Genomic DNA, 14,318 nt, shown 5'->3' on the forward strand with positions numbered 1-14,318 from the left:
TGAGCGCCGGCCTACAGCGGCGTGATCGAGCTGACCTTCCACGTTCCGTCGAACCGGTCCAGTACGAACTTCATCGGCGACTGCATCGTCGCGAAGGGTACGCCCTGCGTCGACACCTGCTGGCGCACGTTGAGCAGCACCTCGGCGTGATCCTCGCGCGCCAGGGAGACACCCGCGGTCAGGTCGCCGTCGTCGACCTTGACCTTCACGTCCTGGAGGGCGCCGGCGGTCTGGGTGATCGCGGTCCGGAGCTTCTTCGCCTCGGCGATCATGCCCGGTGTCAACACCGCGTCAAGGCGCTTCTCCCACGGTCCGAGGTCGTTCATGTCGATCGTGTAGATCTCCTTCGCGGCCTGCTTCGCGACGGAAGTGACCTGCGTGGTCAGTCCGGTGTCCACAAAGGCGCGATTGTCCACCGCGGCCGCCCACGGCCGGATCCACGCGACGAGAGCCGCGACGACCAGGATGGTCACCGCCGTAGCCCCGATCGCGATGGGCAGCCGGTTCGACTCGTTCCGACGCACCGGAACGGCGCTCTTCGGCGATGCCGGCGCGACGGGCGGGGCCTCTACGTCGACGGCGTCCGACGCAGCAGCGGTGGCCGCCTTGTCGGCATCGTCGAGGTGGTCTCCGGGGGAGGGCGCGGCGGTTACGGGGCGGCGCAGCGACGTCCCGCGCGCGACGGGGCGCCGCTTGGACGTCGAGGAATCCGCGACGGTGTCGGACTTGTCCAGGGACAGCGCGGGTGCGGCCTCGTCGGGCTCGATGCTCTCCGGCTTTGCGCCCTCGGTCACGGCGTGCCTCCTTCGCTCGGCTCCGGCGCCGGCGCGGCGGTCGGCGGTGCGGGCGTCGCAGGCGCGGGTGACGCCCCGGTCGTCGCCTCGGGCGCGGCGCCGGTCGCCGGCTTCGACGGATCCGCAGGGCCGATGGCGGCGCGCTCCTGCAGGGGTTGCATCCCCGACGCCTTCCAAGTGCCGTCGACCCTGGTCATCGACATGACATAGGTCCAGCGGTAGGCGTTGTCCGCCTGCTTCCCGTTCTCGGACTGGCGGACCACGAGGTACACCAGCACCTTCGCGGCGCCGCCGGCATCGTCGAACTCGATCGGTGCGGCGGAGGCGACCACCGGATCCGTCTGCAGCGCAACGCCGGTGTACTGCTTGAGCATGTCCTCGGTGGACACCCGCTCGCGCTCGTCCCAGTCCTTGCGCAGGTCGCCGGTCATCGCCTCGCCCATGCGCCGCAACGTCCCGTCGACGTCCTTCGTGTCGATCTTCTGGATATCGATGACGGCCTGACGGGCACCGTCGACGGCGGCATCGCGCGCAGCAGCGCGTTCGTGCGCCGTGTGCCGGCCCCACCAGTTCACGCCCACGACGACTGCGACGATCATGGCCACGGCGAGAAGTCCCAGGGCCAGGGCGAGGGGCTTGCGGGCGGCGGGCTGCGTCACTTCGGGTGCCCTCCCAGAATCGTGGCGGCGGCCTGCGCGACGGGACCCAGGTCGAGACGGTCCGGTGCGATCACCTTCGGCTTGCCGTCCCAGGGCTGCGGTACGCGCGGATCGGCGTAGCGGGCGCGATCCGCGCTCCGGACGCCGGTGGGGTTGCCCTGTGGCACATCGCAGCCGACCTGCGTATTGAAGGGGAACGGATCGCGGGTGATATCGAAATCCGGGTTCTGCTTCTTGATCGCGTCGATCATCTTCTGCGTCGATTCGTATCCGACGGTGCACGCCGGCGGGTTGTTCACTTCGAGGACCACACCGTAGTGCAGCAGACCGTCGCCCGGTGAGGTGGCGAAAGCGCCGGACGCGATCATCGGGAACAGGATCAGGATCTGCTTGAGGTTGGGCGCCACGGGGTCGACGGCCGTCAGCTGCGACGCCAGATCGTGCACCACCTTCGTCACGTCACCGCCGGACTGCTGGACCAGCGTGCTGAGCTGGGTCGCCGACAGGTTGCCGGTCTGGAGCAGCCTGCGCAGGTCGGGATCGCTGTTCGCGAGGGTCGCGGTGACCACCTTGAGGCTGTCCGCCCACTGCCGGATCGCCGAGGACTGCTCGGCCTGCGTCGCGAGCGCGGTGCGGCCGTTCGTGATGAGCGAGAGGGTCGGATCGAGGGTGTCGCTACCTGTCTGCGCGAGGTGCGACAGCGATTCGACCAGGGCCCGCAGGTTCTGGCCGTTCCCGCCGAGCGCCACCGACAGTTCCGTGACCACGGTCTTGAGTTTGGCCGGATCGACGGACTCGCTGAGTACCGTCACGTGCTTGAGGAAGTCCTCGATCGGCTCCTGGACTCGGGTGTCCCGGATGACCGCGCCGTCCGCGAGCACGGTCTTCGACGGTGTGCCGCCCTCCGGCAGCTTCTTCGGCACGAGGTCGAGGTACTGCTCGCCGATCGACGAGCGTTCGGCCACGACGGCCTGGACGTCGTCGGGCACCGACGGCCGGCTCTTGTCGAGCTGCAGGTCCACCTGCACACCGTCGGGGACGAGGTGCAGCTGCCCGACCCGGCCGACGGGCGTACCGCGGTAGGTGACCTCGGCGTTGGTGAAGATGCCGCCGGAATCCTTGAGCATGACCTTGACCGTGTAGACACCGAATCCGAGCATCTTGTCGATGCGGGCGTACTGGGCGCCGACGAAGGCGATGCCGACCACCGCGAGCACGGCGAAGACCAGCAGCTGGCGCCGTTGCAGCTTCGGGATCATCGCGTGCCTCCCTGCGTGGTGCTCGTCGCCCGGCCGGAGCCGGGGCCGTACTTCGGGGTGACCGGGGTCGGGGGGCCGGCACCCGCGCCGAGCGCCTCCAGCTGGTTGATCAGGCGGGTATCGAGCGAGATGAACAGGTTCATTGAATCACCCTTGATCGCGTCGACACCGGCGTCCGGGAACGGGAAGGTGGCGATGAAGGGCAGCGCGGTGACGATGTCGTCGGCCGCTCCTGCAAGCGCGCGCAAGGTGGGCCGCAGGGACAGCAGGTCCTCGATGAGTTCCTTCTGCGACTTCGACAGCACCTCGGTCCCGACCTTGCCGAGCCGGTCGAGTTGCTTGATCATCTCGATGATCTCGGGCCGCTGTTCGTTGAGGATCGCTGTGCCGCGCGGCAGTTCGGCGAGGATCCGGCTGATCTGCACGGTCTGGTTCGCGGCTCGTTCGGACAGTTTGGCGACGCCATCGATCGCTGCCGTGATGTCGGAGCGCTGCTTGTTCAGCCCCGCGATGAGCCGATCGGTCTGTGTGATGAGCGAACGCACGCGCTGCGGGTTGCTGGTGGCGGTGTTGATCTCGTCGACGATGGGCTTGAGCTTGCCCACCCCACCGTCGTTGAGTACCAGCGAGAGCACGCCCAGAACCTGCTCGATGGACGCGTTGGTCTTGTTCGCCGCAGCCTGGAGGGTCGCGCCGCTCTGCAGGGAGGCACCGTCGGATCCGGCGGACGAGACGAGCGTGACGTACTTCTCGCCCAACAGGTTCGACTGCTCGATCGCGGCCCGGCTGTCGGCGGGCACCTTCACCCCGTCGCGTACCTTGACCACGACGTCGGCGGTCCAGCCGTCCTCGGCGAGGCCGATCGATTCGACCTTGCCGACGGTGGCGCCGCCGATCCGCACCGAGGACTCGGGCACGAGGTCCATGACGTTCGCGAACTGCAGGTGGAGCGTCGTCGCGTGCGCGCCGAGCGCCGGGCCTCCCGGCAGCGGCACCGAGTAGATGCCGCCGCAGGCCGTGAGCAGGACCGAGGTCATCGCCAGCGCGCCGCAGGCCAGGAGCTGCCGCTTCATCGTGCGCCTCCGGTCGTCGATGGCGCCGCGGGCTTCGCAGAACCGGTCGGGGCCGGCGTCGACGGTGTGCCGGGCACGACCGAGGTGCTGGGCGCGACCGCGGTGGTCGACGGGCCCGTGCCCGCCGGGGTCGGCGGGAGCACACCGTCGACCGACGGTGCCGTGCGTCCGGGCACCGTGCCGGGCACGGAGCCGCGCTGCAGGTTGGCGCCCGAGAGGATGCCGAGCGGCAGGTTGAGCGAGGGGACGCGCACGCCGTCGGTGATCTGCTTGGCGATGTTGGTGCACTGCGAGAGCAGCGGGCCGAGCGTCGTCGAGATCTGCGCGAACTGCGGGTTGCCGGGCATGAGCTTGCCGAGGTCGGCGAGTTTGCACGCGGTGCCGAGCGGGTCCTGCAGGTCGGGGAGGTTGGGGCGCAGGGTCAGGGTTCCGGAGTCGGGGTCGTAGGCCTGATCCAGGTTGCTCGCGGCGACGGGCAGGTAGGAGAGGATCTGCGCCTGTGCGGTCTTCGTGTCGTTGAGCACCTTCGTGATCTCGGTGAGGCCGTGCACGTTCGAGCTCAGTGCGTCGCGGTTGTCCCGGACGAAGGCACCCACGTCGCCGAGGGCGGTCGCCAGCAGGTTCAAGGCCTTCGTGAAGTCGTCGCGTTCGCCGGCGAGGTACTTCGTGAGGTCCGCGAGCTGGGTATTGAAGGTACGCACCTGCTTGTCGTTCTCGGCGAGCATGGTGACGAAGGTGTTGAGCCCCTTGACCGTCGCCGCGATGTTGTCACGCGAGTTCGACAGGGTCGTACTCGCCTTCGACAGGCCGGCGATGGCATCGGCCATCGCCTGGCCGTTGCCCGCGAGGTTCTCGGCGGAGACGTCGAGCAGGTCCGTCAGCGCGCCCTGCTCGCCCGCCTTCGCCTTGTTCGCCCCCTCGGGGCCGAGGGCCTGGGCGAGCGTGCTGATCGACGCGTACACCTGATCGATCTCGACCGGTGTCATGGTGTGGTCCTGGTTCACGACGGCGCCGCTGCTCGCGGTGGGGCCGTCGGTGTAGACGGGAAGGAGCTGGACGTAGCGGTCGGAGATAACCGACGGGGTGACCTGCGCGGCCCAGAGGTCCTTGGGCAGCTTCACACCTCGATTCACCTGCAGCTGCACCCGGACGCGGTCGCGCTCGGGCGTGACCTCGTCGATCTCGCCGACCTTGACGCCGAGGATCCGCACGTCCGAGCCCGCGTAGATGCCCACACCGCGGTCGAAGTACGCGGTGACGCGAGTGGCGCCCATCGTGCGTACCAACCACCAGCCGCAGCTCGCGATGACGACGACCGCCACCAGGGCGGCCGCCGCGTAGGCGAGGCGGCGCGGGTTCAGGCCGAACTTCTCGAGGCTCGTCATTTCTGGCCTCCGTTGGTCAGGAAGTCCGTGCGGACCGGAGGACGGCTGCCGGGGATCACCGGCAGCCCGGGCGGCGTGAGGTTGGTGACCACCGACTCCTGCCACCGGCCGTTGCCGAAGACGTTGCTGTAGACCTTGTAGAACGGCGCAAGGAGCGTGATCGTGCTCTCCAGGCCCTTCTTGTTGTCCTGCAGCAACTGCACCACCTGACGCAGCGAGGTGAGCGCCGGACCGATCTGCTTCTCGTTGTCGCGCACGATGCCGGTGAGTGTCGTCGAGAGCGACTGCGTGGTCTCCAGCAGCCGCGTGATGTCGTCCTGGCGCTGGTTCAGGGTGGTGAGCAGGGCGCCTGCGTCGCTGATCAGCTTGCGGAAGTTCTCCGTGCGGTCGGCCAGCAGCTTCGACGTCTTGCCGGTCTCGGACAACAGGCGCTGCAGGTCCTCGTCGCGCTTGTTGATCGTCTCGGACAGCCGGGTGATGCCGGTGAGCGATTCGCGGACGTTCGGCGGCGTCTCGCGGAAGGCATCCGCGAGGGTGTGCATGCTCTGAGCGAGCCGTTTCGTATCCGTCTTGTCGATCGTGCTGGAGGCGTCGGAGACGGCGGCGACCACGTCGTACGGGGAGGTGGTGTCGGTGATCGTGTGCTTCGGGTCCAGGCGATTCGCGCCGCGGGGGTCCAGTGCCAAGTATTTCTGGCCGAGGACCGTTTTGATCTGGATGCTCGCGGACGTGTTGTCGCCGAGCCAGACGTCCTTGGCGCGGAACTTCACCCGCGCCTTCGCGGCCTTCAGGTCGAGGTCGACGGACTGGACGGTGCCGACCTTGACGCCGGCGACGCGGACCTCGTTGCTCGGCAGCAGGCCGGCGGCCTCGCTGAACAACGCGGTGTACGTGGTTCCCGCGCCGACCAGGGGGAGGCGGTCGATGAAGAACGCCGAGGCAGTTGCCATGAGGAGGAGGACGATGCCCATCGCGCCGGTCTGGATGGGGGAGCGCCGCTGTCCGCGTCGCCGTTCATCGGTGGGGGGCGTGGAGGAGTGGGTCATCGCGGATTCCCGTCCCGATAGCACCGCGTGGCGGTGTTCGTGTACACGGGCTGGTTCACCGACGGAACGTCGATCGCCAGCGAGAGGCGGTCGCCCTTGCCGGTGCCCGCCACCAGGTCGACGCCGCACAGGTAGAACTGGAACCAGCCGCCGAAGGACGCGAGACGACCGACGGCCTCGATCTTCCCGGGCAGGAAGTTCAGGGTGTGGGCGACGTCGGCGCTGCGCCCGTTGAGCTTGTCGGTGAGAGCCTTCAGGCCGGCGATGTCGTCCTTGATCGCGCCGCGCGTCGGCGTGAGGATCGACTCGGTCACCGACGTGAGCTGCGCCAGTGAGCCCAGCGACGAGCCGATCGCGCCCCGGTCCTGCGACAGCCCGGTCACGAGCTGCTGGGTGGTGGTCAGCAGGTCGGTGAACTGCTTGTCGCGCTCGTTGATCGTGCCCAGCACTGTGGTCAGGTTCGTGATCAGTTCGCCGATCACGCGGTCCTTGTCGGCGATGGTGTTGGTGAGCGACGCCGTGTTCACCAGCAGGTCGTTCACCGTGCCGCCCTGTCCCTGGAAGACCGTGATGATGCGGTTCGCGAGCGTGTTCACGTCGTCGGCGGTGAGCTGCTTGAACAGTGGCCGGAATCCGTTGAACAGGTCGGTGAGATTCACTGCCGGCCGGGTGCGCTCGATCGGGATGGTGTCGCCCGGCTTGTAGGGCGAGGTGCGCGCGGTGCCCCGTGCGGGTTCGTCGTCGGTGGGGCTCTGCAGTAGCTCCAGGTAGCGCTGGCCGACGAGGTTCTTGAGCCGGAGGGCCGCGGTCGCCGTGCCGGGGATGGAGTCGCGGTCGGTGAGGGTGAAGGCCACATCCGCTCGGCCCCGGTCGTGGATCGTCACGTCCTTGACCTGACCGACGCGGACACCTGCGATCCGCACGTCGTCGCCGGACTGGACCATCGTCGCGTCGGAGAAGATCGCGTGATAGGCCCGCGAGAACGACCAGTCGCTCTGTGCGATCGACGAACCGAGGATGCCCGTCGCGGTGGCGGTGATAACGGCGAAGGCGATCAGCTTGAGCAACGGACCGGTGATGGGTTTCATCGGATCTCCACCTCCTTGCCTGCGAGAGCGGGGACGAACGCGGCGGTCAGCCATTCGGGGACGTCGTTCGCGTCCACGCCGGACGCCGCTGCGAACGCCACCCGCGTTGCGCGGGAGTTCTGTGCGGCGACACCGACCGTCGGCATCTGCGACGGTGCCGAGACGTTCGGCTCGGGCAGCTGGAACCGGCCGTCCTGAGGGCCGACGTTGCGCAGCGGTGGCGCAAAGGAACCGCCGGCGTGCGGCCCGCCCTTGTATCCGGGGGTCGGCTTTCCCTTGGCGGCGTTGTAGCACGCCGGTCCGCGGTCGTCGAACCAGCGCGGCTCGTCCTGGTTGGGCAGGTAGCGGCCGCGGGAGTTCGCGATGATCATCGAGATCCGGGCGCCCGGCTGGTTCGTGCCCTCCCCGACGATGCGGTTGGCCTCGGGCAGGAGCGTTGCGAAACGCTCGAAGGTGCACCCGAACTCGGGGGAGTAGCGGGCCAGGATGGTCAGTGTCGTGTGCGACTTGTTGGCGACGGTGACCAGCTCGGACCGGTTCGCCTCGAGCAGCCCGGCGGTGCGTCCGGCACCGTCGGCCACCGAGGTCCAGAAGGCGTGGAAGGCCTGTCGCCCGGAGACGACGGTCGTGTTCGTCGTGCGGAAGGTGTCGAGCGCGGTGATCAGGTCGGGCAGGGCATCGGCGTAGGTGTCGGTGACGGTGGCGAGCGAGCGCAGGGTCGCCTGGAGGTCGGGCATCACCGCGTTGACGCGCGTGAAGACGGTGGTGAACTGCTCGAAGGCGGTGTTCAGGTTCTTCCCGTTGCCCGACAGACCGTTCGCGAGGGCGCCCAGCGTGGCGTTGAGATCCTCCGGCGGGACGGCGCGGAGCAGGGGGAGAAGCTTGTCGAAGAGTTGGTTCAGCTCGGTGGCATTGCCGGAGGTGTCGGTGGAGATCGTCGCGCCATCGCGCAGCGCCGTCGCTCCGGGTGTGCCAGTACCGCCCTGTCCGGCCGGCACCTGCAGAGCCACGTAGCGCTGGCCGAAGAGCGTTTTGGGCAGGATCCGGGCGGTGACGTCGCCGGGGAGCTGCCGAGCCTGGTCGGGCTTGAGGCCCATCCGGATCACGGTGTGGCCGTCGCGCACGGAGACGTCACGGACCGTGCCCACCTCGACTCCGCGCGCTCGGACCTCGGAGTTCACGGGGAGCGACGCACCGGCGGTGTCGGTGTTCAGCTCGACCCAGGTGAAGGTCTCGAAGCGCTGCTGGTACTTGCCGATGGTGACGACGAGGAACAGGGCGCACACGCCGAAGAAGGCGAGTCCCAGGAGACGGCGGCGGAGCGTGCGCATCAGGCGATCTTCACCGTCGTCGTGGTGCCCCAGATCGCGAGGCTGAGGAAGAAGTCGAGCAGCGCGATCGCGACGAGGGACGTGCGCACTGCCCGGCCGACGGCCATGCCGACACCCGCGGGGCCGCCCGATGCGTGGTAGCCGTAGTAGCAGTGGACGAGCACCAGAACGAAGGCGAAAACCAGCACCTTGCCGAACGACCACAGGACGTCGGCGGGCGAGAGGAACAAGTTGAAGTAGTGGTCATACGTACCCGTCGACTGTCCGAGCAACGTGGTGTTGACGAATCTGGTCATGACGTACGACGCGAGCAGGCCGACGATGTAGAGCGGGATCACAGCGATGAAGCCGGCGATCGTGCGCGTGGCGGTGAGGAAGGCGATCGACGGGATGGCCATGGCCTCGAGCGCGTCGACCTCCTCGGAGATCCGCATCGCTCCGAGTTGTGCGGTGAAGCCGCAGCCGACGGTGGCGGACATCGCCAGCGCGGCCACCAGGGGCGTCAACTCACGGGTGTTGACGTAGGCCGAGAGGAAGCCGGTCATCACCGAGGCGCCGAGCTGCTGGAGGGCGGCGTTGCCCTGGAGGCCGACGACGACGCCGGTGAAGCCGCAGAGCATCAGCACGACGCCCACCGTGCCGGCGATGACGGCGAGCGCGCCGCTGCCGAAGGCCACCTCGGCGAGGACCCGTCCGACCTCCTTGGGGTAGCGGCGCAGAGACTGGGGGATGAAGCCGATCGACCGCGCGTAAAAGGACATCTGCTCGCCCGCGCTGTCGAGGACCTTGAGCGGCGCCTGGACGGCCCGGCGGGTCCTACCGGTGAAGTACGCCATGTCTACGAGCCCTTCGCCGGGACGATCTGGAGGTACACCGCGGTGAGAATGATGTTCGCGAAGAACAGCAGCAGGAAGGCGATCACCACGGACTGGTTGACGGCGTCACCGACGCCCTTGGGGCCGCCGCCGGGGGTGAGGCCCTTGTACGCGGCCACCACGCCGGCGATGAGGCCGAAGACGAGAGCCTTGAGTTCACCGACCAGAAGGTCCGGGAGCTGCGCCAGCGCGGAGAAGGAGGCGAGGTACGCGCCGGGGGTGCCGTGCTGCAGAACCACGTTGAAGAAGTAGCCACCCACCACGCCGACGACCGAGACCAGGCCGTTGAGAAAGGCACTGACCAACATCATCCCGAGGACGCGAGGAACCACGAGACGGTGGACGGGGTCGATGCCGAGCACCTCCATCGCTGCGATCTCCTCGCGGACGGTGCGCGCGCCCAGATCGGCGCACACGGCGCTGCCGGCCGCGCCGGCGACCAGGAGTGCGGTGACCACGGGGGCGCCCTGCTGAACGACGGCGAGGACGCTCGCGGCGCCGGTGAAGCTCTCGGCGCCGAGTTGGCCGATGAGCGAACCGGTCTGCAGGGAGACGATCGCGCCGAAGGGGACGGCGACCAGCGCCGTCGGAAGAATGGTCACGCTCGCGATGAACCAGGATTGCTCGATGAATTCGCGGAATTGGAACGGCCGCCGGAAGGTGTTGCGGACGATGCTCGCGAACAGCTGGAAGATCATGCCCACCTGAGTGAGCGCGGAGACGCCGCCCTGAGCGACCTTGGTGACGCCGGATTGAATGATCGACACGGGCCCTCACACTGCTAGCTGCACGGAGATGTCCGGGGGGCCGGGACCGCCGTGCCCCGAGCCTCCTCGGAGCAGGGGTAGATTAGCCCCTGCTCCCGACTAGCCACACATTCGTTACGTGATGGGATGACGAACTGCGCGCTGCGGGATCCGCAGCGACCCGGCGGGTATCGCAGTGCCGCGCCCTCGGCCTCACGGGCTTGTTCCGCCGCCACATTGCTGCCCTCGGATCGGCTACCCGTCCTGACCTGCTCGAACGTCAGCGGGGAGCGGTCGCACGTGGCACGCCCGCCACGGCTGTGCGCTGCCGTCCGGCGCGCCTGTGCCGCGTAGGAGGGCGAATGTCGTCGTGTGGTGTACATCACAATTCTTCTTTACGTGTGAGTAAGATCATGAGCGCTTGTGGCCGAGTGGTGGCGTGCGAGCGCGGGTTCAGACCTCGTCGGATGCGTCCGCTGACGCGCTGGGTTCGACTCATCTGCGGGTCGACGACCGAGTGCGTGCCGAGGGGCGCCGGCGCCGCATGTCGTCGACACCGTCGTCGGTGCAGAATCCGGTCCGGCTGGCCTTGAGGCACAGCAGCCCCCGTAAACGCAGGTCGTCGTCCACGACGGCGAGGCGCCGGACCCCGGTGGTGATCATGTGGGAGCGGAGCCGGGCGGCCGGCACCCCGGGCGCGGTGGTGCGCTCCGCGAGAGATGCCACAGTGAGCGCGGGGGCGGCGTCGTCCGTAGTCCCGGTCAGGTCGTCGCGGTCCAGTGTTCCGACGAGCGCTCCGTCACGGATCAGCAGGAGCAGGTGGAGCTTGGGGCTCGTCGCGAACGCTGTACGCGCCGCGCCGACGGTGATATCGGCCGGATGCACGGTCGGGCGCCGCAGCATCACGTCGGCGACGGTCACCGTCGGCGGCGTCATGTCGAGACCGGCTCGATGCGGGCGGGCACGTACTTGTGCCACGGTGTCCCGGCGAACCAGTCGCGGTACTTCGCGCTGGTGAGCTCGTTGGGGGCGATGCCGGGCCGCGTGAGGCCGTCCTCGCCGGGGTAGTCGAGGCCGAGACCGTTGGGCAGTGAGACGTGGCCGGCGCGCATCGTGTCGCTGATCTCGATCGAGGACTCCAGCGAGCCCGCCTCGGTCGTGATCCGCACCCGCGATTGCGGCTCCAGACCGAGGCGGTCCGCGTCCTCGGCGCTGATCCGCAGTGCGCCGTCGGCGTCCCGCCGCCGCCACGTGGGATCACGGATGATCGTGTTGGCGGTGAAGGACCGCCGTTCGCCGGCCATCAGGACGAAGGGGAACTCCTCCGAGGTCCACGACGACGGCGCCTCCCGGAGCTCGTCGGCCTTGGCCAACAGCTCGGGGATGGCGACGGTGAAGCGGTTGTCCTTCCGCAACACGTAGTCCCAGGCGTTCTCCCACTCGTCGACGGAGAACGTGACGCCGGACCGCTCGCGCAGGACGGCCTCGAAGAGCTGCTGTCCCGGCCGCATGCCCGAGCCGGTGAAGCCCGCGCGGGCAACGGAATCCGGGTGGGACAGCGCGCACAGCTGGGCCGCTCCCCACAGGATCGCGGCGCTGCGCGCACCGTCGGGCAGGGTGGGCCCCAGCGTCTCGTACAGGACGTACCCGACGAGGCGGAGCAGCGACGGTTCCGCGGCCGCGGCGGAGAAGAACGCGAGCGCGAACGCGTCGGTGCCGGCCGAGAGTGCGGTGCGAAGCCGGTCCAGGAGCCCGGTGTCGACGGCGCCGAGCTCGCGGAGCAGGCGGGCGTAGATCTCCGGCTCGGGCAGAGTGCCCGGCCGCGGAGCGAGGAGTGGCGCACGCAGCTGGAAGGCGTTGTGCGGGAACTCCATGGTGAAGAAGGTGCACTCCCACTTCTCGAACTGGCTCGATGCGGGCAGCACGTAGTCGGCCTGGCGAGCGGTCTCGGTCATCGCGACGTCGACGACGACGGTGAGCTCGCAGGCCTGCATCGCCTCGATGAACCGCCGCGACTCCGGCAGAGAATGAGCGGGGTTCGAACTGTCGATCCACATGGCGCGGAGGCGATCCGGATGATCGGTGAGGATCTCGTCCGCGATCGAATTGCACGGCATGAGTCCGCCGATGATCCGCGCACCCGTGACGGGCGTCGTGCGCTCGGTCGTCGGCTGCTGCTCGGCGGCGAGCCCCGCGCTCATCATCGGTGCCATTCGAGTGAGCAGCGCGTGCGCGGCGGAATCGATGAGCGCGTGGGGGAGCGGCGTTCCGGCGACCGCGGGCACGGCGCGGGAGAGCCCGGCGGCACCCAGTGCGACTCCCTTCGCGATCGTCCGGCGCGCCGCCTTCGCCGCTCCACTCGACGGTGTTCGCCGCGTGCGACGGGGGTCTCCTCCGGGGGAGCCGATGGGGGAGGAGAACCACGAGTGCAGGAACATCGTGCCGGCACGGCCGAAGTTGCCGGTGAGGATCCACAGCAACTTGTTCAGGTATGAGACGAGCGTGCTGTTCGGTGCTTGCTGAACGCCGAGGTCCTCGTACGTCGTCGCGCTTGCCGCGGTCGCGAACCGGCGGGTCGCCGCGCGGATCAAGGCCTCGTCGACGCCGCACGTGGCGGCGTACTGGCCGACGGGGATCCGTCGCAAGACGACGAGCACGTCGTCCATTCCGTCGGTGTGCTCATCGACGAACGCGTGGTCGATCAGGTCCTCCTCGACCAGGACGCCGAGCATCGCCGCGAGGCACCATGCGTCGGTGCCGGGCTGGACCTGCAGGTGGAAGTCGGCCATCGCCGCGGTCTCGCTTCGGCGCGGGTCGAGCACGATCATCGAGCGTGCGGGATCCTTGGCGATCTCCTTGAGCACTGGCCTGGCGCGCGGGAAGGAGTGCGTCTGCCAAGGGTTCTTGCCGAGGAACATCACCACTTCCGCGTGCTCGAAGTCGCCCTTGGTGTGGGTGCCGTAGAGCTGCGCGTCGACCCAGGCCTCGCCCGTCTTCTCCTGGGCGAGCGCGTTCGAGTAGAACCGGGTGCCGAGCGCCGCACGTAGCGACTGTCCGTACGCCGCGGGTAGGTGATTCCCCTGCCCGGCTCCGGAGTAGTAGAGGATCCGTTCGCCGCCGTGCGTCTCCTTCACGGCGGTGAGCCGCGCGGCGATCTCCGAGATCGCGGTGTCCCAGTCGATCTCCTCATACGTCCCGTCCGGGCGGCGGCGCAGCGGCGAGGTCAGCCGGTCGCGCCCGTTCTGGTAGAGGTCCAGGCGGAGCGGCTTCTCGCAGGTGTAGCCGTGCGACGTCGCGTGCTCCTTGTCGCCGCGGATCTTGGCCAGCCGCCCGTCCTGCACCTGGATCTCCAGGCCGCAGTTGCACTCGCAGAGGATGCATGCGGACTTCTGCCAGTCGGTGGTGGGCGCCTCGGGGGTCATGGTCCTAGTATGGACTAGGCCATAATCCAGAGCAAGGGTTGAGAGGGGTGCACAGTGGCACCACGGGGAGACACCCGACGACGCATGCTGCTCAGTGCCGTCGATCTGATGCGGGAGCGGGGCGCAGCCGGGGTGACCATCGACGCCGTGCTCGAACGCAGCGGCGCCCCTCGCGGCTCCGTCTACCACCACTTCCCGGGTGGCCGCGCCGAACTCGTCGCGGACGCGCTCGATTTCGCGGGAGAGTCGATCACCGCGCTCGTCGAGGGCGCTTCGGGGGACGGTGCCGTCGAGGCCCTGCGCCGGTTCTCGGCCTTCTGGATCGCCGTCCTGCGCGGCTCGGACTTCGCAGCGGGCTGTCCCGTGGTGTCGGTCGCCGTGGGCGGTTCGTCCGACGAGGAGCACCTCCGTCCGGTGATCGCGCACACGATGCGGCGCTGGCGGGAGGTCCTCGCCGCGGGGATGGTGGCCGACGGGCTCGACCCGGGTGCGGCCGAGAGTCTCGCGACGATGGTGATCGCCTCGATCGAGGGGGCGATCATCCTGTGCCGGGTGGAGCGATCCGTCGAGCCCTTGGACGACGTCGTGGGGCACCTGGAGGCACTGATCTCGGCCGCGTCCCTGGCGTGACCGGGGCTCG

The 14,318-nt window shown here is 68.8% G+C and carries 13 protein-coding genes; 1 reads left to right on the forward strand and 12 read right to left on the reverse strand.

Annotation, left to right across the window (positions count from 1 at the left end; all coding sequences use genetic code 11):
* Window positions 1-11: 11 nt before the first annotated feature.
* From HNP44_RS17425 to HNP44_RS17480, 12 genes are all read right to left on the reverse strand, one after another.
* Complete coding sequence (locus tag HNP44_RS17425) at window positions 12-794, reverse strand: hypothetical protein (protein ID WP_259142520.1); 783 nt, start codon at window positions 792-794, stop codon at window positions 12-14.
* On the reverse strand, window positions 791-1,453 hold the full coding sequence (locus HNP44_RS17430; RefSeq protein WP_259142521.1) for a hypothetical protein: 663 nt from the start codon (window positions 1,451-1,453) through the stop codon (window positions 791-793). The genes HNP44_RS17425 and HNP44_RS17430 overlap by 4 nt, the downstream gene beginning before the upstream one ends.
* Window positions 1,450-2,712 (reverse strand): MCE family protein, encoded by a 1,263-nt coding sequence (locus HNP44_RS17435; RefSeq protein ID WP_259142523.1) that lies wholly within the window; start codon window positions 2,710-2,712, stop codon window positions 1,450-1,452. The genes HNP44_RS17430 and HNP44_RS17435 overlap by 4 nt, the downstream gene beginning before the upstream one ends.
* Window positions 2,709-3,785 carry an MCE family protein gene (locus tag HNP44_RS17440; RefSeq protein WP_259142524.1) on the reverse strand — a complete coding sequence of 359 codons (1,077 nt, stop codon included), beginning with the start codon at window positions 3,783-3,785 and terminating at the stop codon, window positions 2,709-2,711. Before HNP44_RS17440 ends, HNP44_RS17435 begins: the two co-directional genes overlap by 4 nt.
* Window positions 3,782-5,170: an MCE family protein gene (locus tag HNP44_RS17445; RefSeq protein WP_259142525.1), complete on the reverse strand. Its 1,389-nt coding sequence runs from the start codon at window positions 5,168-5,170 to the stop codon at window positions 3,782-3,784. Before HNP44_RS17445 ends, HNP44_RS17440 begins: the two co-directional genes overlap by 4 nt.
* Window positions 5,167-6,216 (reverse strand): MlaD family protein, encoded by a 1,050-nt coding sequence (locus HNP44_RS17450; RefSeq protein WP_259142526.1) that lies wholly within the window; start codon window positions 6,214-6,216, stop codon window positions 5,167-5,169. Before HNP44_RS17450 ends, HNP44_RS17445 begins: the two co-directional genes overlap by 4 nt.
* On the reverse strand, window positions 6,213-7,304 hold the full coding sequence (locus tag HNP44_RS17455; RefSeq protein ID WP_259142527.1) for an MCE family protein: 1,092 nt from the start codon (window positions 7,302-7,304) through the stop codon (window positions 6,213-6,215). The genes HNP44_RS17450 and HNP44_RS17455 overlap by 4 nt, the downstream gene beginning before the upstream one ends.
* Window positions 7,301-8,635, reverse strand: a complete 1,335-nt coding sequence (locus HNP44_RS17460) for an MCE family protein (protein WP_259142528.1) — start codon at window positions 8,633-8,635, stop codon at window positions 7,301-7,303. Before HNP44_RS17460 ends, HNP44_RS17455 begins: the two co-directional genes overlap by 4 nt.
* On the reverse strand, window positions 8,635-9,471 hold the full coding sequence (locus tag HNP44_RS17465) for an MlaE family ABC transporter permease (protein ID WP_259142529.1): 837 nt from the start codon (window positions 9,469-9,471) through the stop codon (window positions 8,635-8,637). Before HNP44_RS17465 ends, HNP44_RS17460 begins: the two co-directional genes overlap by 1 nt.
* 2 nt (window positions 9,472-9,473) lie before the next feature.
* On the reverse strand, window positions 9,474-10,208 hold the full coding sequence (locus HNP44_RS17470; protein ID WP_259142954.1) for an MlaE family ABC transporter permease: 735 nt from the start codon (window positions 10,206-10,208) through the stop codon (window positions 9,474-9,476).
* Between the two features lie 543 nt (window positions 10,209-10,751).
* A complete protein-coding gene (locus HNP44_RS17475) occupies window positions 10,752-11,192 on the reverse strand; it encodes a CBS domain-containing protein (protein ID WP_259142530.1) in 441 nt (146 codons plus the stop codon).
* Window positions 11,189-13,678: a molybdopterin-dependent oxidoreductase gene (locus HNP44_RS17480; protein WP_259142531.1), complete on the reverse strand. Its 2,490-nt coding sequence runs from the start codon at window positions 13,676-13,678 to the stop codon at window positions 11,189-11,191. Before HNP44_RS17480 ends, HNP44_RS17475 begins: the two co-directional genes overlap by 4 nt.
* 54 nt (window positions 13,679-13,732) lie before the next feature.
* Between HNP44_RS17480 and HNP44_RS17485 the strand changes: the two genes are divergently transcribed.
* Window positions 13,733-14,308, forward strand: a complete 576-nt coding sequence (locus HNP44_RS17485) for a TetR/AcrR family transcriptional regulator (RefSeq protein WP_259142533.1) — start codon at window positions 13,733-13,735, stop codon at window positions 14,306-14,308.
* Window positions 14,309-14,318: the final 10 nt, after the last annotated feature.

The sequence above is a fragment of the Tsukamurella ocularis genome, from assembly GCF_024807615.1.
In the GTDB taxonomy this organism is placed as follows: Bacteria; Actinomycetota; Actinomycetes; order Mycobacteriales; family Mycobacteriaceae; genus Tsukamurella; species Tsukamurella ocularis.